The organism is Streptomyces sp. NPDC001717 (assembly GCF_042892775.1).
GTDB lineage: Bacteria > Actinomycetota > Actinomycetes > Streptomycetales > Streptomycetaceae > Streptomyces.
In genome coordinates this window covers 35,531-54,697 of sequence record NZ_JBIAUK010000040.1, presented here as the reverse complement: position 1 = coordinate 54,697, position 19,167 = coordinate 35,531, and the positions used below count along the sequence as shown (strand labels likewise).

17 protein-coding genes, 1 tRNA gene and 1 pseudogene are annotated in these 19,167 nt (G+C 68.3%); 11 read left to right on the top strand and 8 right to left on the bottom strand.

Annotated features, from left to right (window positions below):
* The first annotated feature begins 37 nt into the window (after positions 1-37).
* From ACFYZL_RS36595 to ACFYZL_RS36560, 8 genes and pseudogenes are all read left to right on the top strand, one after another.
* Positions 38-1,450 (top strand): type I-E CRISPR-associated protein Cas7/Cse4/CasC, encoded by a 1,413-nt coding sequence (locus tag ACFYZL_RS36595; RefSeq protein WP_388685135.1) that lies wholly within the window; start codon positions 38-40, stop codon positions 1,448-1,450.
* Positions 1,447-2,307, top strand: coding sequence for a type I-E CRISPR-associated protein Cas5/CasD (gene cas5e, locus ACFYZL_RS36590; protein ID WP_388685132.1), 861 nt, complete (start codon positions 1,447-1,449; stop codon positions 2,305-2,307). Before ACFYZL_RS36595 ends, cas5e begins: the two co-directional genes overlap by 4 nt.
* Before the next feature lie 92 nt (positions 2,308-2,399).
* Positions 2,400-2,939, top strand: a pseudogene (locus tag ACFYZL_RS36585) (type I-E CRISPR-associated protein Cas6/Cse3/CasE); the annotation flags it as partial.
* Positions 2,940-3,061: 122 nt separating this feature from the next.
* Positions 3,062-3,853 carry a 3'-5' exonuclease gene (locus tag ACFYZL_RS36580; protein WP_388685167.1) on the top strand — a complete coding sequence of 264 codons (792 nt, stop codon included), beginning with the start codon at positions 3,062-3,064 and terminating at the stop codon, positions 3,851-3,853.
* Between the two features lie 1,183 nt (positions 3,854-5,036).
* Positions 5,037-6,497: a tyrosine-type recombinase/integrase gene (locus tag ACFYZL_RS36575; protein WP_388685129.1), complete on the top strand. Its 1,461-nt coding sequence runs from the start codon at positions 5,037-5,039 to the stop codon at positions 6,495-6,497.
* A 73-nt stretch (positions 6,498-6,570) separates the two neighbouring features.
* On the top strand, positions 6,571-8,388 hold the full coding sequence (locus ACFYZL_RS36570; protein WP_388685127.1) for a hypothetical protein: 1,818 nt from the start codon (positions 6,571-6,573) through the stop codon (positions 8,386-8,388).
* Complete coding sequence (locus ACFYZL_RS36565) at positions 8,385-10,460, top strand: hypothetical protein (protein WP_388685124.1); 2,076 nt, start codon at positions 8,385-8,387, stop codon at positions 10,458-10,460. The genes ACFYZL_RS36570 and ACFYZL_RS36565 overlap by 4 nt, the downstream gene beginning before the upstream one ends.
* Positions 10,457-10,873 carry a hypothetical protein gene (locus ACFYZL_RS36560; protein ID WP_388685122.1) on the top strand — a complete coding sequence of 139 codons (417 nt, stop codon included), beginning with the start codon at positions 10,457-10,459 and terminating at the stop codon, positions 10,871-10,873. Before ACFYZL_RS36565 ends, ACFYZL_RS36560 begins: the two co-directional genes overlap by 4 nt.
* A 291-nt stretch (positions 10,874-11,164) precedes the next feature.
* Here the strand turns inward: ACFYZL_RS36560 and ACFYZL_RS36555 are convergent.
* Together ACFYZL_RS36555 and ACFYZL_RS36550 are read right to left on the bottom strand one after the other, a co-directional pair.
* A protein-coding gene (locus ACFYZL_RS36555) for an IS5 family transposase (RefSeq protein WP_388685120.1) occupies positions 11,165-11,982 on the bottom strand; the annotation gives its coding sequence in 2 pieces (ribosomal slippage) (positions 11,165-11,640 and positions 11,640-11,982; 819 coding nt in all).
* A gap of 38 nt (positions 11,983-12,020) precedes the next feature.
* Positions 12,021-12,419 (bottom strand): STAS domain-containing protein, encoded by a 399-nt coding sequence (locus ACFYZL_RS36550; RefSeq protein ID WP_388685164.1) that lies wholly within the window; start codon positions 12,417-12,419, stop codon positions 12,021-12,023.
* Between the two features lie 356 nt (positions 12,420-12,775).
* On the opposite strand from ACFYZL_RS36550, the gene ACFYZL_RS36545 reads away from it, so the two are divergent.
* Positions 12,776-13,033, top strand: coding sequence for a hypothetical protein (locus ACFYZL_RS36545; RefSeq protein WP_388685117.1), 258 nt, complete (start codon positions 12,776-12,778; stop codon positions 13,031-13,033).
* Between the two features lie 246 nt (positions 13,034-13,279).
* Here ACFYZL_RS36545 and ACFYZL_RS36540 read toward each other — a convergent pair whose 3' ends face one another.
* Both ACFYZL_RS36540 and ACFYZL_RS36535 read right to left on the bottom strand, forming a co-directional pair.
* Positions 13,280-14,227, bottom strand: a complete 948-nt coding sequence (locus ACFYZL_RS36540; RefSeq protein ID WP_388685115.1) for a hypothetical protein — start codon at positions 14,225-14,227, stop codon at positions 13,280-13,282.
* Positions 14,228-14,537: 310 nt separating this feature from the next.
* Positions 14,538-14,614 (bottom strand) — tRNA-Met (locus tag ACFYZL_RS36535).
* A 378-nt stretch (positions 14,615-14,992) separates the two neighbouring features.
* On the opposite strand from ACFYZL_RS36535, the gene ACFYZL_RS36530 reads away from it, so the two are divergent.
* Positions 14,993-15,289, top strand: a complete 297-nt coding sequence (locus tag ACFYZL_RS36530; RefSeq protein ID WP_388685113.1) for a hypothetical protein — start codon at positions 14,993-14,995, stop codon at positions 15,287-15,289.
* 495 nt (positions 15,290-15,784) lie between these two features.
* On the opposite strand, the gene ACFYZL_RS36525 is transcribed toward ACFYZL_RS36530, so the two are convergent.
* The 3 genes from ACFYZL_RS36525 to ACFYZL_RS36515 form a co-directional block, all read right to left on the bottom strand.
* The gene (locus ACFYZL_RS36525) at positions 15,785-16,009 is read right to left on the bottom strand and encodes a hypothetical protein (RefSeq protein ID WP_388685110.1); all 225 of its coding nucleotides are present in this window, start codon (positions 16,007-16,009) and stop codon (positions 15,785-15,787) included.
* Positions 16,010-16,032: 23 nt separating this feature from the next.
* Entirely contained in the window at positions 16,033-16,365 is a 333-nt protein-coding gene (locus ACFYZL_RS36520; RefSeq protein ID WP_388685107.1) for a DUF6233 domain-containing protein, read from the bottom strand.
* A gap of 173 nt (positions 16,366-16,538) precedes the next feature.
* Positions 16,539-16,793, bottom strand: coding sequence for a hypothetical protein (locus ACFYZL_RS36515; RefSeq protein ID WP_388685104.1), 255 nt, complete (start codon positions 16,791-16,793; stop codon positions 16,539-16,541).
* Positions 16,794-17,266: 473 nt separating this feature from the next.
* Between ACFYZL_RS36515 and ACFYZL_RS36510 the strand changes: the two genes are divergently transcribed.
* Positions 17,267-18,460: an IS110 family transposase gene (locus ACFYZL_RS36510; protein ID WP_388685101.1), complete on the top strand. Its 1,194-nt coding sequence runs from the start codon at positions 17,267-17,269 to the stop codon at positions 18,458-18,460.
* Here the strand turns inward: ACFYZL_RS36510 and ACFYZL_RS36505 are convergent.
* The gene (locus ACFYZL_RS36505) at positions 18,421-19,035 is read right to left on the bottom strand and encodes a hypothetical protein (RefSeq protein ID WP_388685098.1); all 615 of its coding nucleotides are present in this window, start codon (positions 19,033-19,035) and stop codon (positions 18,421-18,423) included. The genes ACFYZL_RS36510 and ACFYZL_RS36505 overlap by 40 nt on opposite strands.
* Positions 19,036-19,167: the final 132 nt, after the last annotated feature.

The window sequence follows — 19,167 nt, the reverse complement described above, 5'->3', positions numbered from 1 at the left end:
CCCCGCGAAACGTGTTCCCCCCACCAAGGAGAATCCCGTGAACACCCTCGACGCCCCCTACCTCAACTGCCATAGCCTGAGCACCCAGTCCAACGTCCTCCTCGTCCGCGATGCCCTGGGCCGGCCGAAGCAGTGCTGGTACGGCGACGCCAACCGCGTCACCCTCAGCCCCCAGACCCAGCGCCGCGCACACCGCATGCACATGCGGGACCAGGCGAACCTCGGTGCCGGCCCCCTGGCCTCCCGAGCGTGGGGCCTGCGGACCCGTGAGTGGGCACTGAGCACCGCCGAGTCCCTGCACCACACCCACCGGTGGGACCACCAGGAAGCCCTCGACACCGCCCGGGCAGCCCTGAACGGCCTCGGCCTCAATTTCGGCGCCACAACGAACACGGCCTACCTCACCAAGGTGATGGTCTTCGCCCCCGAGAACGCCGGCGAGACCCTCGCCAAGGTCATCCACACCCACCAGGACGAACTCGCCACGTGGATCGCCAAAGCCGCGGCGGCAAAGGCCGCCGGCGCCGACACGAAGACGAAGAAGAGCAAGACAAAAGGCAAAGCCGCCACCGGTGACGACGACGCAGCCCCCGCGGCCGCAGGCAAGGACGACAAGACGCCCCCCATGCCCCAGAAGGTCAGAAACCAGCTGATCGCCGCCCTCGCACCCGCCGACGCCATCGACATCGCCCTGTACGGCCGCTTCCTCACCGAGATCGCCACCGGCGGCAACGTCGATGGCGCCATCCAGACGACGACCGCGTTCAGTGTGGAGCCCGCCAACATCGTCGAGGACTACTTCAGTGCGGCAGACGACAGGAAAATCGCACGACAAAGGCAGGGCGCCGACTTCACCAACGCCCTCGCCCTCCTCAACGCGATCGATCCCCTCGCCACCGAAGATCCCGAGCAGGACCTGCCCCTCGCCGACAACCGCGGCGCCGGGATGACCGGCTACCAGCCCTTCGTCAGCGGAACCTTCTACGCCCACAGCGTCCTGGACCGGGCCCTCCTGCGCCGCAACCTGCGAAACGGCGGCACCCCCGAAGACGAGATCGAGGACTACGCCCGCGCCGCCGAACAGGCCTTCCTCGACGCGTTCGTCAACGCCGTCCCCGGCGCGAAGAAGAACACCACCGCGGCCCCCGGCACCCTGCCCAAGCTGGTCCTGGTCCACGAAGGCAAGCGCCCGTACAACTACGCCACCTGCTTCGAAGAGGCCATCCAGCCCTCCGCCGGAGCACCCAGCATCCAGGGCGCCACGCGGCTCCTCCAGCACCACGCGATGATCACCCGCAAGCAGAAGCTCGACCCCGGCACCGTCCTCACCTACGACCTCGCCGTCAGCGAACTCTTCGACGACCTGCGCCTGTCCGGACAGCTCGGCCCCCTCGAGGTCCACACGCCCGAAGAACTCGCCACTCCTCTCACCGCCGGCCAGCCCACATGAGCAACAGCGCCCCCCACACCCTGCTGGTCCGCTTGGAGGCCTTCACCCAGTCCTGGGGGACCCTCTCGGCCTTCAACAACCGTGACAGCCTGCCCCGCCCCACCAAGAGCGGCGTCATCGGCATCCTCGCCGCCGCCGACGGCCACGACCGCGACGAACATCGCGACGAAGCCGACGACTACCTGCCCCTCGCCACGCTCGCCGCACTCCGTTTCGGCGTACGCGCCGACCGGCCCGGCGCCCTCGTCCACGACTTCCAGACCACCGGCGGCGGCCGCTACCCCCTGCGCCCCCGAGACCTCATCACCGACCCCGCCCGCGCCGACCGCGCAGCCCCCGACACCGACACCGCCACCGGCCCCACCTTCGGCCGCATCGACAACCCCCGCCTCAGCGACTGGTACTGCACACCCAAGAACATCGCCCCCGACCCGCACAGCGGCAACCTCCAAGCCAACAACACCACCCGCTACCCCCAGCTCTCCGACCGCTGGTACCTCGCCGACGCAGCCTTCCTCGCCGGCCTCGAAAGCCCCGACCAAGCCCTCCTGCGCCGACTCGCCCGCCGCCTGCAGGAACCCCGCCGCCTGCTGTGGCTCGGCCAGAAACACTGCGCCCCCACCCAGCCCCTCTACCACGGCATCCGCCCCGGCCCCCTCGACGAGGCCCTCGCCGAAACCCCCCTGCTTCCCCGCTCACGCCCGGCCCCCACCACCGCCTGGCTCGAAGTCCCCCGCCCCACAGCCAGAGCCCACGACGTCCACGACCAGCCCGTCAGCTACGCCTCCCACCAGCGCATCCGCGCGCCTCGCTGGGAAGAACGCGTCACCCTGAACCCGCCCACGGAGCAGCAGTGACTCCCACCGCCCGCGTCGTCGTCCACCACACACTCGCCGAGCTTGAACTCGACCACCCCGACGTCGCCAAAGCCCTCCTGGACCACCAGGACATGCACCGCATGATCATGCGGCCCTTCCGTCACTGGGTACCCGACGGAGACCCCCACCCCCGCGCCCAGATGGGCATCCTGTTCACCACCGCCGCCGACCTCGTCCGGCGCACCCTCACCGTCATCATCCAGTCACGCGTCCCGGCCGACTTCAGCGCCTTCCCCCAGAACGTCTTCGCCACCCCGCCCCAGTCGCACACCGTCGACCTGACCATCACGGCCGGACAGCAGTACCGCTTCCGCGTCGCCGTCAATCCCGCCCGCTACCGCTTCCACAACGGCCGCTACACCCGCGACGGACCCGCCGACTCCTCTCCCAGCGCCACCCTCGACTGGTTCACCGACCGCCTCCAGCCCGCCAACACACCCAACTGGAACCGCAGCCCCCTGATGGGCGCCGACGCCCATCCCAACCGCCTCACAGCCCGCACCCTGCCCACACTCACGGTCCAAAGCCCCAAACACCACATGGTCATCAGCCGCGGCGAAGTCGCCGGGACGCTCACCGTCACCGACCCCCACACGTTCGCCGACACCCTCACCCAAGGCCTCGGCCGCTTCCGTGCCTACGGATGCGGCCTCCTCCTCGTCCAACCCCTCGAACAGCACCACCACAAACCGCTGCCCCACCCCGAGACCGCCACCCACGGAGCCACCTCCGGATGGAACGACCCCCAACCGCAACCGACACCCGCTGGCTACCCCACCTCTTCACCCAGGACGTCGACACCGTCCCCATCCACTGCGTCCGCCCAGCAGACACCGACCGCCCGACCTGGGCCGTCTACCAACACACCCACTACCTCGGCACCCTCCACGCACGCCCAGGGGAAGGCTGGTACATCCAGGCAACCCGCGAACTCCACACCGACTTCGCCAACGCCATCCGCGCCCTCCGCCGCCCGCCCACCTGGCCCCGCGTCCGCGCCCACGCCGTGGAATGGGCACGCCTCACGCTGGGCGACCCGGATCTGCGCGTCATCAACATCCAAACCACCGGCCTACACGATCCCAGGGCCCTACAGATCGCCGTCAGCAGCACCCACGGCACCGTCTTCAACGAACTGATCAACCCCAACCACCCCGTCACCCCCGACGCCACACGCCTCCACCACCACACCCTGCACACCACCCGCCACGCACCCACCTTCAGCGACATCCTCGACGACCTCACCAACGCCCTGCACGGCCGCCGCTGCATCGCCTACAACCTGCCCTTCGTTCAACGCGTCCTCCACGCCGAAATCGCCCGCCACCACGGCACCCGCATCCCCCACAGGCCACTCGCACAAGCTGCATTCTGGGACGACGCCATAGCCCCCGTCGCCCAATGGACCGGCCTATGGTCCGCACAGCACCACTCCTACCGCCGACAACCCCTCCCAAGCGCCCATGAAGCCGCCGCCAAGTGTCAGGCCCTCCTCCGACAGCTGACCGCCCTGGCTGACAACTAAAGACAGAACCCCTACGGATACCGCAGCTCGCGATGTGTCCGGCCTGCCCGCGTGAGAATCGTCGGCAGATGTGACTCGCGGCTTCAGGTTCGTGGAATCCGCCCCGCACGCGCGGGTATCGACGAGGAGCCAGCGCCGAAGCGCTTGAGTGGGAGGAACCCAACCCGTACGGACGGGAATCAACGGCCGGTGATCGTTCTTTGCTTCACTGTCGGATTCTCCAGTCGCGCTGGGCGAGGGCATGAACGGCTGGTCGACCTCATCATGGCCAGCCTGCGGATGCCGGCCCTCGTCACCGGAAACATGGGTGAGCACCGACCTGTCCCTCGGGACAGCGCACCTGGAGAATGCCAAGGCACCGGGCTCCGCCTCCGCTGGGTGAGCCATCCCCGCAAGTCTCACCCGCGCGCGTCGGAACCCGTCGGATCCGGACGGCGAGCATGGGGACCCTCTCGCGTCAGCGAGTATCTGCGGCAGAAGGGCTCCGCCCGCTTCTTCAACGCGTATCACCCGCAGGCCGTGAAATCAGCAGGACCTGTGGCGCGTATAGATGGCCCGGCGTACGTCCGTAGGCCGGTATCAGCGGGACCCGGCGAGTCCGCGCCAAGAACCTGTCGCCTTGGTGTGTCCAGGAATGAACGGCGGACCCTGATCGTCGAGGAGGCCTGGCCTCCTACCTCCTGGCACGCGCAGGAATCAGCGGATTCGCGAGACGATCACACGTGCCGATTTGGATCTCCGAGCGGACGCACACAAACCCATCTAGGCCGGGTTTCCCTGTGGGCTGGGGAACCCGGACCCCGTATGTGTACCGCAGGGACGTTTGCGATGTCGGGGTGCGACCCCCGTCGCGGCCTCGGTGGCCAGGGCCACACCCCGTACTACCGAACGTACCCCGCAGCCGAAACCACCAGTGCGGCTGCCGCCAGAGGCCGCGATCTGCTTCACAGGGCGGTCGTCACCCGTTCGCCCGCGGCCAGGTGCCGCTGGGAGGGCGGAGAAGAAGCGCATGTCCGCCAAGCTGATCGTCTACCCGCCAGACGAGCAGGGTTCTCCAGACACTCTGTTGTGTCTCATCTGAGTGATATCTGGGCGGTGTCCCGTGGCCTCGGAGGGGCTGCTCCGTTGGCACTCGTTGTACGCGCGAACGTACCCAGCCGCGTACAAGAGCCTCGGGGGCACTGTGCGACTGTATTTCGCGAACCACCGCGCGGTGTGGCGGGGCGGGGATGTGGCGGGAGTTGACCGCACCTTGTTCGCGGAGGCGTTACTGCGCCACAAGTTGCCTGCCGGCACACCTGTCCTGCTGGACGACGCGATGCGGCCGATCGAACCGGTGTCGTCATGGTTCCGGAGGCTGGCTTTGCGTCGGAAAAGACCGAAGACCATGCGGTCCTACGCCTACACAGTGCTCATGCTGCTGGGCTTCTTGCAGGCCCGCGGGCTGGACCTGCGCTCGGCGACCGAGTCGGACATCCTTCAGTTCCGGCAGTGGCGTCTCGACGACGCAGAGGAGACGATCGAGGAGCCAAGCTGGGACAGGGATGCGGCAGCTATCGGGCAGCTCTACGACTTTTTGAAGGACATCGGATACGTCACGGCCCGGCCCTGGCGGTCGACGCTGCAGGGCGAATCGCTGGGCAGCGGCACCAGCACGGACGTCCGGGTCCGGCACATGGAGATCGAACAGTACGTCTACTTCCGCGATGTCGGCTTCGCGGGGCTCACCCCGGATGCCGGGCTGGATGCGACGTTCCACGGATGGCGGCCGCACCGCAACCGGGCAGCCTGCGAGCTCGCTCTGCTGACCGGGATGCGGATCCAGGAATGGTCCACCCTGCTGCTGCCCGAACTCGGGCTGGAATCCGGCGGTCGGCCGCGCACGACAGACGTCGATCTGGCGGCCTGCGCGAAGAGGAAGCAACCCCGGTCGGTCTATGTTCCGGCCGACGCGATGGAACTGCTCGACCCTTACTTGACTATCGAGCGCCCCGAGATCGTGGCGGCGAGCCAGCGCACGTTGCGGCGCCAGCACCGGGACCTGTTCGTCGTGACGCGGATCGAGGGCGACGGCCGCAGACTCCGAGGCGTCCTTGAGGGACGCACCGTCACGCGGGTGGTCAAGGACATGGACCCGGACCTGCGCCGGGTCACGGTGCTGGAGACCGGTGGCGGCCTGGAGCCGCTGGCGCTCTTCGTTGGCCGGGGAGGGAAGATGCTCAGTTTCTCTGGCTGGGACCGGGTTCGATGGCGGGCCTGGGACCGCCTGCAGACGTGGTCGTCGCACCAGGCCGCACCGCAGTTGCCCCGGCACCGCTGGGTCTACCACGACCTGCGCCACACCTTCGCCCTGCGGCTCTTGATCTTCCTGACCAGGGAGGTTCTCGGTGACGCCGCGTCTCAGGAATTGCCCATAGCGACGCTGCTGGACCACATGACTGGCAATCCGCTGCTGATCGTCCAGCGCCGACTGGGCCACCTGCGTCCGTCGACCACCTACCGATACGTCCGCTACCTGAAGGACCCGATGCGGGAGGTCGACGACGCCTTCCGGGAGTGGACCGCGGTCGGCGGCGCCTCCTACATCACCATCGCACGCCACATGATGAACCTGGAGGAGCACGCCCATGCCGCGCCGAGGTGAGTACACCCGGGACTTCCCGGTTCCCGCCGCGCGGTCCGCCAAGTCTGAGCTGTCCCCAATCGGGTTGCGGGCAGTGACCGCCTTGGAGAGCAACGGCGACAAGGCCGTGTTCACGCTCGACCCGGCGGGCTACACCTGCCGAGACCTGGTGAATCAGCTTGCGGACGAGTGGGTCGAGCTGGCAGCCGCCGCGATCTGGTCCGCCGCCACCGCTCGGGCTTACCGGGCGGCGATCGAGTCGTTCTGCGAGCATGTCGATGCCACCGTCCCTCGCGCCGGTTCGGCTTCCTTGGGCAAGGCCGAACCGGATCTGCACTTCGCGGTGACCGAGTGGATCCGCCTGCTACCGGCGGACTTCTCACCCGGTTCCCGCATGCCGGCCTGGCACGCGGGACGGATCCGGACCCTGATCGCCCGCCGGATCGCCCACCCAGACCGCCCCGTGGCGGGGCACATGCCCGGTTGGGTGGGTGGCCCCCTCGGCTTACGCCGCGGGCAGAGCACCGAGTTGGATGAGTTCACGCGGGCGGACAGGAAGGCGCTGGTGAAGGCAGCGTGGGCCGACCATCTGGCGATCCAGGCAAGGATCGAGCGCGGGTGGGAACTCGCCCAGACCGGCATGGATCCGTCCGAGGGAGGCTGGCATCAGCCGGCGAACCTTCTCTGGGCCATCGCCCACCAGGACGGGGCCTGCGAGGAGATCTTCCGGCAGCTGCCGCCCTGGCGGGTCATGCCGGCGTCGCTGCGCGAACTTCTTGCCGAGGAGACTCAGGCAGGTTCCGGAAGACGACTGTTGGTGCGTTTCCTGGTCCGTCAGCTCTATCTGCACAACCTTGACCTGCAGAGTTACCGGATCCTGTTGATGGCAGCCACCGGCCGGTCCCCCGAGGAAGTCGTCTCGCTCACCGAGGACGCGGTCGAATTCGGTCCCCGCAGTGTGTTGCTCGATTTCGCCAAGGGGCGGGCCCATGCTCAGACCCGGCAGGCATTTAGCACCGCCGTCACCGAGCCGGCGGCGTCACTGCACCCTTCTACCCCGCGGCTGGACGCCGCCGGGCTGGTCCGCGCCCTCCTCGAGTTGAGCCGGCCTCTGGCCAAGCGGTCTGGCGCCGATCCAGTACCTCTGTTCCTGAAAGCTTCCTTGAACGTCCACTCCCTGCGGATCGCGCCGTTCGACGGCGCCCAAGACGGCGCCAACCTCGCCTCCTGGATCCAGGCCCACGGCATCCGCATCGACGGTCCCGCGGACATTCGCCGGCTACGCAAGTCGGGGAAGGTCGAGAAGGCCATCGCCTTCAAGGGCCGGGTCAGCGACATCGCCGACGACCACAGCGAGGAGGTCTTCCACCGCCACTACGCGCACGGCACCACCCTGCGGGTGATCTCCGGAAATGTCATCGCCGCCGCCCAGAACCGCTGGCTCACCAAGGCCCTCGAGGGGCCCGTCGTGCTCACCGAGGAAGCCGAGCGGTCCCTGGGCGAACCGGGTTCGGCAAACGCCCTGGGCCTGACCCACGAGGAGATCGAAGACCTACGGACCGGCCAACTCGACATGGGCGTCTCAAGCTGCAAGGACCCCTTCACCTCCCCCTTCGGCCGCCCCGGACAGCTCTGCCCCGTCGCCCCGACCCGCTGTCTGGAGTGCCGCAACGCGTTCGTGCTCCCTTCGAACCTCCCCCAGCTGCTGCTGTTCGCTGACCACCTGGCCCAGCTTCAGCTCCGGCTCTCGCCCCGGCACTTCCACGCGCTATGGGGACAGAGCCGAGTCAACGTCAACGAGGCGATCAAGGCCCGCACGGACTCAGAGATCACTGCGGCCCGCCGGCAGATCACCGCTGCGGGACTGTCCCTGCAGCTTCCCCTCGCCGCACACGTGGAGTTCGACGCATGACCCGCCTGCCCCTGCCCAAGTCCCGATCTGTCTTTCGGGACGACGAGCCCGTCGTCCAGTCACATCCGTTGCTGCCCGGCGCGAACCCGCCCCGGTTCGGGGAGGCCAGCTGCTGGGACTTCAACAACGTGATCCACCGGCCGCCGAACCAGGACCGCGCCAACCGGCGGATCCACCTGCACGGCCTGGCTCCAGCCTGGAACCTCCTGGCCCGCGAAATGGCCATGACCTGGCTCAACCCGCGCCACCCGGCTCTGCTGGCCCGGGGCATCCACCTGCGGGCCAACCCCTACGAGGTCAATACCATCCGGCTGCGGATCAGCCACCTCCACACTCTGGCCGCGTTCGGCGCCAGCCAACATCTTCCACATGACATCACCCGGTGGGGCGACGAGGACTTCCACCGCTACATCGACCACCATCACACCCCGGGAACCTCAAGTCTCATCGACCACATCACAGTCATCCGGGCCCTGCACCGGTTCCGGCAGGTCCTGGCATGCGGTGGCCGGAAGGGGGACCCGTGGCCCGAACAGAGCGTCAACGAGATCCTCGACATCCCACGTGATGCCCCCCTGAAGACACCCGTGGTCAAACCGGAGACCTGGTTCCCACTCGTCCGCGCCGCCTGGACCTACATCAACGTCTTCGGCCCCGACATCCTCAAGGCTCTCGACAGATGGCAGGCCATCCAGTCCAACTTCCACGACGGCCCAATCGACGAGATCCACCGCCGCTTCGCTGCCTGGCTGGCCGACCCCACCAGCCGCGTTCCCGTCCGCCCCTCCGGAGGCCCGCAGGACACGATCAGCTGGACGGCAATGAACACCCTGGTCGGACGAGACCCCCGCTCCTACAACTTCTTCCCCGACCGCACCAAGGCTGGCCTTGAACGCCGACGGACCATCGCACGACTCGCCAGGGACGGCCGGATCCAGGTCGGTCTGCTCCCCATGCTGGCCGAGGTCGAGCGGCCGGACGGCAGCCGCGGCCCCTGGCACGAGGCGCTCGAGCCCAAACAGCTGCACTTCGAGGCGCTGGCCCTGCGCAATGCCTGCTACTGCTTCGTCGCGGCGTTGTCGATGATGCGGGATTCCGAAATCCGAGAAATCCTCAAGGGCTCCGTCGTCGAGTACTTCGGCACCACGGCGGTGAAGTCGACCAAGCGGAAGCTGGACGCGGACCTGCCCACCAAGCACTGGTGGATCGTCAATCCGGTCGCACAAGCGATCACGACCGCCGAGCGGCTGTCCCAGCATCCTGAGCTCGCTTTCGCATCCGTCCCCGGCTACGACCCTGGCACCTCGTTCACCAGCGCGTCCGCACTGGCGGACTTCGTCAAACGCGTCAACGGCTACCGCCACGTCACCGGACTCGACGAGATCCCGACGCAACATGTCACCCCGCACATGTTCCGCAGGACCATGGCCATGCTCACCCGGGACTTCCCGGGTTCCGAGATCGCCGTCGGCATGCAACTCAAGCACGTGGCCACGCGGGCCCTGGCCAACCGGACCACCGGCGGCTACATGGAAACGGACCCAGCCTGGGCAAAACACCTCGACGACGCCGTCTCCGAGCGCCGCTTCGACCGCCTCAAAGAGCTGTTCGCCGCCGACGGCCGAGGCGAGACCATCGGCTTTGGCCCCGGCGCCGACCGAATGCGCGAGGCATTCACCGCGGTCCGCCAGAGAGCCGAAGAACTTCGTGTCACCGGCCAGGCCCAGCGCGGCGACATTCGCGTTGAGCACAGTCTGCTCCAGCGCACCCGCTTCTCGATCCGCTTCGGCAAACTCAATCACTGCACCATGAACGACGACGACCCGGTCGGCGCGAAGTGCATCGAGGACGCAGTCGTTCCCCCCGGACACCGCGGCCCGCTACTGGACCGCTGCCAACCGTCCCGATGCGCCAACAGCGTCCTCGGACCCGAGCACCTGCCGATCTGGAAGGCCGAGCGCTCATCCCTGACGCTCCTACGGTCCGATTCCTCGCTACCCCGAAACCGCAGAGCCGTCCTTGATGCCCAGCTCCACGAGGTCAACCTCATGATCAAGAAGGCCGAGCAGTGACCGTCTCATCCAAAACCGAGCACGCTCTCCGAGAAGCGATGGAACGGCTTCTCGCCGGCACCTCCCAGCACACCGACGGCAAGCTGACCAAGAACAACCTCTGCCGCGAGGCCAAGGTCAGCAGAGCCACGATGAACCGCGCCGACGACATCCTCGACGAATGGGATAACAGGACAGGGACCAGCCCCGCCGGGCTCCGGGAGCAACAACGCGACACCGAGACCAGCGACCTCCGCAACAAGCTCCGCGAGATCCGAGACAAATGCCGCCGGCTTCAAGACGACGTCGATGCCGCCGCGACCGTCATCATGACGCTCCTCGCCGAGAACGCCTCGCTCCGCGAGCACGCAACGAACCGATCAGCCGCTGTCGTCCCGCTCCCCCTCGGCCGGGCACAGGCCACACGAGAGTGATCTGCGTGTCTCATGAGACATAGCGAAGTCTGGAGAAGCAGGGCTGGCGCCGGGTCCGCTACGACGGCGTCGCCATCGGAGTCGCGCACCGCCCGTCCGACATCCGGGTCTTCCTCGCCGACGCCGGGCTGGAGAACGTCGAGGACGTTGACCTCACCGACCCCGACTTCGTGGAATGGCGAGCAGCTGGCCCCGAGGCGTGGGACCCCTCCCCCTGAAGCACCCTCCACGCTGGCGGAAATGGTGTTCCGTGCCGAGCCGAAGGGACCCCAGGGCGCCTTAGACCGTGTCCTATGTGGTGAGGCGGACGAGCCGTTTGTAGCAGCAGAGGGCTGCGGCGATTCCGAGAAATGCCAGGTAGTTGCGGGGGTGGCGCTCGTAGCGGTGGTTCAGTCGGCGGTAACCGGTCAGCCAGGACATGGTCCGCTCGATGACCCACCGGCGCCGACCGAGCCGTTCCGATGTCTCGACGCCTTTGCGCGCGATGCGGACCCCGATGCGTTTGCCGCGTAACCATTTCCGCAGGTGGGGAACGTCGTAGGCCTTGTCAGCGTGGAGGCGCCGGGGTTTGAGGTGGCGGCCGCGGTGGGGATCGTGTCTCGTTTGGTGACCGGTGATCATGGGCTTCAGTGCGAGGCTGTCGTGGGTGTTGGCGGCGCTGACGCCGACGAGGAGGGGCAGCCCGTTCGCGTCCGACAGGACGTGCATCTTGGAGCCCGGCTTGCCCCGGTCCACGGGGCTCGGACCTGTGAGTTCGCCCCCTTTTTAGCCCTCACGTGGGCGGAGTCGAGGACCGCGCGGGAGAGGTCGAGGAGGCCGGCGTCGTCCAGCCGGTGCAGGATCTCCTCGTGCAGCCGGCCCCAAACTCCGGCCCTCGACCAGATCAGGAACCTGCGGTGGGCCGTCGACTTCGATATCCCGAAGCAGGGCGGCAGCGCCCGCCAGGCGCATCCGCTGACCAGCACGTAGATGATCGCCGCGAACAGCGTCTCATCAGGCGTGTCCTGAGTCCCGCCGCCCTGAGTCCGCACCTTCGACGGCGGGATCAGCGGCTCCGCGATCTCCCACAGCCCGTCCGGAACAATCCAACTCCAAGTACCCCGCCCCATGACGACATCAACGACGCCTCACCACATAGGACACGGTCTTAGACGTGGGGCTGCCAGTCATTGACGAAGTCAGAGTGGTCCTGTGCGCGCTGCGCCTTCTCCTCGAGGAGCCGGCGGAAGCCCGCCAGGGCGTAGCGCTCCCCGGTGGCCGCTCTGGGGCCGGGGATACCGGCCACGTTGGCCATGCACTGCTGGGGCTGGGGCTGCCAGCCGGTGACCACCACCCTCAGGCGCATGCGCTCCGCGCGCCGGTGCAGGTGCAGGAGGTGGAGCAGACCGTCGACGTCCATGGCCGCGACGGCGTGCAGGTCCACCAAGAGATCGCGCTCGTCCATCGTCACGTAGTCCAGCGCGCGCTGGAACACTTCTCCCGCACCATCGTCGAGCTCCCCGGCGGCGGTGACCACAATCGAGCTGCCGCAGCGCTGGACGTCCACGTTGATCAATGTTCTGCTCCCGTCACCCGAAGGCTCCGGGCCCACGGGGCCCCATCCTGGCGCGACGCGGCATGTGGCTGGTGTGCGGCGCGCTGAAGCGCCGGCAGCGGGCCGGGACGACGCGGGGTCTGGCATGACGGCTCTGACCGCAGTTCCGTGATCTCCCAGGTCAGTCGCTCCTGCCGCTCGGGCAGGGTGCTGCCGGCCAAGCGCATACGGCGCGCCGCCGTGGAGGTGTTCGGGCGGGCGGGGGCCAGTAGACGGCGTGGGCACTTCGCCGCCGTTGTCAGACCTCGCTTCTAGCGTCGAAGACAAGGGCCCGCAACGGGCTGGGCCCCGTTGGAACGGAGCGGGTCATGGGCGAGATCAGTGTGAGCGGGCAGCACCTGGACCGGCTGCTCGCCGACAGCACCGGCACATACGGCGCCCCCTATCAACGGGCCTTCGCCGACCTCGCGCGGTCGCACCGAGGCCGACCGGTCGCCGAAATCCTGCCGCTCCTGCGCCGGGCCGCGGACCAGGCCCTGCTCGGCTTCGCCGAGGGCGACCTGCGTGAACAGGCCGCCGCGATCAGCGCTGGCGAGCCGTACGTCCTGCGGGTCACCGTCACCTGACCAGCCGCCACCACGGAACCGAGAACTCCGCCCTGCCGCCGTGGGTGGTCTGCCCGGCCGACGTGCGAAGGGCTCCCGGGCGGAACCCGCCCTGCCGCCGGCTCGGGTACCGCGTACCGGGCCGCACCCTGCGCCGAACGGAAGCCCCCGGTCCGCCTTCGCCTCACCGCTGCCCAGGCCGGCGGCCGTAGACGATCACAAGAATGCCGAAGACAGGTTTCGAGGACTCGCGGCATCGTCGAAGACTCACTCCAGGTCCGCTCGGTGCCAGGGCACGCCTGTCTCCGTCTGCCCTATCAGGTAGCGGATGCCCTGGTTGTCGTCCGGGTTGGTCCACAGGCTGTTGCGGAAGACCGCGGCAGCCCTCTCCGTTTCCCCCAGCCGCCACCACGTCAGTCCAAGTCCGTGCAGGGCCCGGTGGAAGGGCCGGTTGTCCAGCTCGTCCCATGCCAGGACGCCGCTGAACACCGCGGGCAGCGACAGTTCGGCTACCGCGACGGCCGTCTGGTAATAGCCCAAGGCGTCAGGGAGCACTGCCATATCCGAGTCGGCACGGGTGAACGCCTCGGTGCCGAGGTGCGCCCAGCAGTCGATCTGCCGCGGGTCCTCGCGTACCGCTGCGGCCAGCGCGTCACGGTAGGCGCCCCCGTCACCGAACTCGTCACGCAGCGCCAGGGCACGGTCGACCGGCGGCTCGTCCTCACCCGTGTACGGGTCGGGCATCCGGTACAGAGGCCGTGGTCCGGCTTTGCGCACCGCATGCCACCAGCCCCAGCTCGCCCTGCCGCCCGCATCGGGAGCAGCCGGGCGAGCGGCTCCCCATCCCCGCTCGGACCGCGGGTCGTAGTCCACACCGCCGAAATCCGGGAGTGCGGGCGTTGCCCCGCGCCGGTGGATCCGCTCCACGATCCGCCGGGTGTCACAGCGCTGGTAGCGATCAGTGATCTCCGACAGGTACACGTACCTGCGACCCGCGCCGGCTTCCTTCCCGCCACCCACACTGTCCGGCACAGGTGGGGGGTGCACCTGACACAGGCGATCGAGCAGGCCTGCCACCACGGTCTCGGCCTGCCGATCGGTCAGCGGCCACGAGACACCGAACTCACGCGGCACCAAATGCGCCTGAACCCACAAACCCTCCGAAGACAAACCACTGCGCGCCGCCAGCATGGTCCGCAAAACGTCCTCGGTCACCAACGACACCACGGACGCCCCCTCACATGCCGCCCCGTCACAGGCAGTCCCACCGGCAGCGTAGCCACAGCTCTCCCCGGCGTCGGTCGCTCGGACGAGTGAACTCCAAGCCCGACAACACTGCGAGCTGCGGTCGGAACTGGCGGTGGCGAGACCGAGCCGGAGCAGCTGCGGGCCGTCGCAGCCGGCTGCGGCACCACCGATGCTCGTCCGCGGCGTGACTCCGCGGTTGGGGCCGCCGCCGGCGTCATAGCTGCCTCGGTACGGCAGAAGGGCCCGGATCCATTTGAGGATCCGGGCCCTTCCGGTGTGGTAGCGGGGACAGGATTTGAACCTGCGACCTCTGGGTTATGAGCCCAGCGAGCTACCGAGCTGCTCCACCCCGCGTCGGTGAACACCACCCTACGGCACCGCCAGGCCGTGCTCCGACCGCATTTCGCGCAGCGCCGGCCCGGCCCCGTGTGCGGGGGCCAGCAGCAAGGGTTCTGTTCCTGGACTGGCACGGTGACGGCCGTGGCTACGGGCGCCACGACTACACGGGCTCGCCCACCGTCTGACCCCGGGCCGCCGCCGGGACCGCGCTCGCCGGCGGCCCTGAGAAGTGCGAGAACCCGGGATCGGAAGGGACGCTATCGCTCCCGTGGGTGATGGCGTTCTCTGCGGCGGCCTGATCTGCTCGGATGGGGCAGAACTGTCCCTTCCAAGCCCGTCCGACTAGGAGCGGGCGATGGCCTGGTTCCAAAAACGGAAAGAGGACAGGACACAGTGGCCGACAACATCAACGATCATGATCCGGTCGGGACTGGATCAGACCAAATCCACGTGCGGCTGCAAATGAGGAATGGCGTCAAAGCGTTCACGCACGTTCAGGGGCTTCCCAAGGAGGTCAGCGTGCAGAAGGTGCTCACTGTCCTCAAGAAGGAGCTTAGGTGTAACGGCAACCTGGCCACAGACTCGCAGGGTGGCGCTGACATCGTGTTGCATGGTGACCACAGGGAGTACGTGCGCCGTTTCCTGACCGACCAGGGCATCGCGGACGCCTCGGCCATCACCGTCCACTGACACAGTTCCTCCTCAACGCGCGGTAGCTGTTACCGACTTTGAGAAGGAGCGTAAGGGGGTGGTGTTGTCAGCGGGCGGGGGCTTCGTCGCGGGGGCGGGGCGGCAGCGCGGTGACGGCCGCGGTGTGCTCGGCTCCCAGGAGTTGGTTGTCGTGGTGCAGGGCGGCGATGACGGTGGCGGCCGCGGCGGCTGCTGGTGTAGGTCGGTGATCTCGCGTTTGGCCTGGGCCAGTTTCCGTCGCAGGTCGTGAACGATGGCGTCGTGGCGGGCCTCGCCAGGGTTCAGGGAGCCGTGCGCCGCGGTGTGAGCGTCACAGTCGGCCAGCACGGTCTTGGCCCGGAACATCGTCGCGGGGCTGACCCCGGCCTCCTTGCCAGGTTGTCGTTGGTCAGTCGCCCGTCGGTGTGGGACGGCTTGCCGGCGAAGAGCAGGCGCGGGCGTGACCGGCGCAGCACTGCGGGCCGTCCTTTCCCCGGGTCGCGGCCCGCCCCGTGCTCACGCCCCGTCCGTGTCCGGGCTCCACACTGCCGGCCCGCCGCCGCGCCATTCGATCAGCAGCGCATCGTCAAAGACGTCGTCGGGGTCGAGGCCGGCCCGCCGCAGGAACTCCAGAAGATCGCGGGGGCCGAGGGCCCGGCCGAGGCTCACGCCGCCGACGCGGACACGGCGCCCGCCCTCCGCGTCCGGCGGATGGACGACCACGCGCGGCGCGGGGCCCATTCCTCCGCACTGCCGGTGCCCGGTCACTCCAGCACTCCGAGTGCGGTGTCGGGACGGCAGTGGATGCACGCGGGTACGCCCTCGGCGAGAAGCCGCCGGATCTGCTCGGGGGTGGCGGGGGCGCAGCGTTTGCCGGTGTCCCAGCAATCCCCGGCGTGCAGGCGGACCGGGGGCCGGCCGTTGCCGATCCCGCGCTCGATCAGCCACGCGGGCGGCTCCTTGGGCGGCAGCCTCCGCGCGGCGAGCGCCTCGCGCTCCTCGGCAACGGTCAGGGCCTGCTCCGCGCGGCCGAGTTCGCCGCGCAGGTAAGTGACCAGGGTCCGCAGCCGGGGGAGGTCGGGCGGCAGTACAGACACGGTTCAGCTCCCGTACTGGGCCTGCCGCAGGGCTTTACAGGCCGCGCAGAGGGGTGAAGCCCCAAACCCGTAACGGCAGGTGGGAGCGTGGCACCGGGCACACGGGCCGGTCTGGCTCGGTGCCCAGGTGACCAGCACCGTCTTGGGACGGGGCGTGGTGGGGGTCTGCTCGCTCATGCTGCGTTCCGTTCTGCCGGGGCCGGTGTGTGCGTGCAGGCGGCGCGGCGCAGCTCGACGCTGCCCGCCCGCCAACCGGCGGGGGACTCCCAGTGGGGATGGGTGCACAGGCGCCCGGACAGGGCGATCAACCGGCGCCGCAGCACGGTCGTCCCGGCCGTGGCCGGGGACTCGGCGAGACCGGCGTAGGTGTCCAGCCACGCCCGTTCGAGGGCGAGCAGGTCCGGAGGGAAGCGGAACGGTGCTCTCACACCCCAATAGAAACACGTGTTCGATTTCCGGGGGAAGTCCGCCGCGAGGGTTGCGCGGCTAAGTGTGGCTGAGCGTTTTAGTTGGCCTTACGTTCCTGGGACGGGACGGTCGAGCCCTTCGTATGGTGGGCCGCCCAGGGGTGCCGGGTGTGGCTTCTAGTTGGCTGCCTTACGTTCCTGGGACGGGACGGTCGAGCCCTTCGTATGGTGGGCCGCCCAGGGGTGCCGGGTGTGGCTTCTAGTTGGCCTTACGTTCCTGGGACGGGACGGTCGAGCCCTTCGTATGGTGGGCCGCCCAGGGGTGCCGGGTGTGGCTTCTAGTTGGCTGCCGTCCGTGGCTGCAGTGGCTTGGCCGCCCGGCGCCCCACGACGACCCGGCCGCCAGATTGGGAAGTGCGACAAAGATCGCTGCGTAAGGCCATGCCGGCGAGGTCGTCTGCGGCAGACCTGCACGCACGATCGTCTGGAGCACGATGAACCGGATCTGGGCCGGAATAGACAGCGGGAAAACTCACCACCACTGCGTCGCCATCAACCAAGACGGCGCGAAGCTGCTGTCCCGGCGGGTGCCGAACGGAGAGCCTGAGTTACTACAGCTCCTCCAAGATGTCCTCGCTCTGGGAGACCACATCACCTGGGCCGTCGACATGGCCGGGGGCGAGCCTGCACTCCTTTTGGCCCTGCTCACTGGACATGGCCAGGAGCTCCTCTACATTCCCGGCCGGGTAGTAAACCGGGCCAGCGACGGATACCGCGGCGAGGGCAAGACCGACGCGCGTGACGCGCTGGTGATCGCTGACCAGGCTCGCATCCGCCGGGACCTCAAGCCAATGCGGCCCACCGATGAGGCCACCATCGAGCTGAAGATCCTCACCAGCCGCCGCACGGACCTTGTCCGTGACCGGACCCGGGCCATCAACCGTCTGCGTTCCACGCTGACCGGCATGTTCCCTGCTCTGGAACGCGCCCTCGTCCTCACCAGCGCCGGTCCATTGGTCCTCCTCGACGGCTACCAGACCCCGGCCGCGATCCGGCGCATGGGCACAGCCCGGCTGACCCGCTGGCTCCGTGCCCGAGGTGTCCGCACCCCAGAGGAGCTCGCGGCTACGGCAGTCGAGGCCGCCGAACAGCAGCACACCGCAGTCCCTGGCGAGGCGGTCATCGCCCAGCTGGTGAGGACCCTTGCCGCCGACGTTCGGGGGTTGCACGAAAAGGTCTCGGAAGTCGACCGGCTCATCGAGGACCGCTTCCGCGCCCACGACCTCGCCGAAATCATCACGAGCATGCCCGGCATCGGCCCTCTCCTAGGCGCCGAGTTCCTCGCCGGCGTCGGCAGCGACCTCACCTTCTTCGCAACTCCGGACCGACTTGCCGCCTTCGCCGGGCTCGCACCGGCGCCGCATGACTCAGGCAAGAAGAGCGGCAACCTCCACCGCCCCCGCCACTACCACCGCGGCCTCCAGCGCGTCTTCTACATGTCCGCCCTGACCAGCGTCCGCTATGACCCCAATTCCCGGACCTTCTACGACCGCAAACGCGCCGAGGGAAAACGCCATACCCAGGCTGTGATCGCTCTCGCCCGCCGCCGAGTGAACGTCTTGTGGGCCCTGATCCGGGACCGGCGCCTCTACGAAGTCGTTCCGCCGGGCGTCACGGCGTCGCTCTGATCTTGGTGCTGTCCGTCAAGGACTGCCTGTACTTGGCGGTGACCGGCTTCTTCGCGAGACCAGACGAGCGTCCGGCGGCGCGGATTCTTGTGGTCCCAGCTGTCGTAGTCCATGACGGCAACGGTGTCTGACAGCCGCCACCGCGAGGAACCCCATGAGGCTTCAGGCACCTCCACCAGGCCGTCGAGGAGTTCGATGGCCGAGGTGGCAAGGCTGTTCATGGGCCATGGCTTCCACGTTGCGACGGCGTCGGTGAGGGCATGTGATTCGATCAGATTCGGGAGCGACGGGGCGATGGGGAGGTAGGGACTGCCGCCGTCGATGTCGGTGCCCACGCTGCCGTCGGTGTGGATCAAGTCCCGGCACGGCTTCGACACACGCTCGCCGGTCCATTCGAAGTACCAGCCTCCTCTTCCTGGGTCCTGCCATGCTGCAGTCTGCAGACCGAGGTGGTCGTACTCCCACACGCGGGCGGTCTCGTACCGGTCCCCGTTCACAACCCAGCTACGGCGTACCTCGTAGCGCAGGCCACCGAACTTCTGCTCGAATCCCTCGCATCGGATGATGAGATCCATGGGAGCTGGGACGAGTTTCCCCGTGTGATCGCGCACTTGCCAGAGCTCTATCGGCAGCCCGAACCGAGAGGGGCACTCACGCCGGGCTGAGCGACGCAGGAGGTCTTGTGCGCGTGCCGAGAGCTCAGATAG

Excerpts from the sequence above, each read along its gene's own strand:
- cas5e (WP_388685132.1), top strand. The coding sequence starts at position 1,447 with ATGAGCAACAGCGCCCCCCACACCCTGCTGGTCCGCTTGGAGGCCTTC.
- ACFYZL_RS36580 (WP_388685167.1), top strand. The coding sequence starts at position 3,062 with ATGGAACGACCCCCAACCGCAACCGACACCCGCTGGCTACCCCACCTC.
- ACFYZL_RS36565 (WP_388685124.1), top strand. The coding sequence starts at position 8,385 with ATGACCCGCCTGCCCCTGCCCAAGTCCCGATCTGTCTTTCGGGACGAC.
- ACFYZL_RS36545 (WP_388685117.1), top strand. The coding sequence starts at position 12,776 with ATGGGCGAGATCAGTGTGAGCGGGCAGCACCTGGACCGGCTGCTCGCC.
- ACFYZL_RS36525 (WP_388685110.1), bottom strand. The coding sequence starts at position 16,009 with ATGGGCCCCGCGCCGCGCGTGGTCGTCCATCCGCCGGACGCGGAGGGC.
- ACFYZL_RS36510 (WP_388685101.1), top strand. The coding sequence starts at position 17,267 with ATGAACCGGATCTGGGCCGGAATAGACAGCGGGAAAACTCACCACCAC.
- ACFYZL_RS36505 (WP_388685098.1), bottom strand. The coding sequence starts at position 19,035 with ATGGATCTCATCATCCGATGCGAGGGATTCGAGCAGAAGTTCGGTGGC.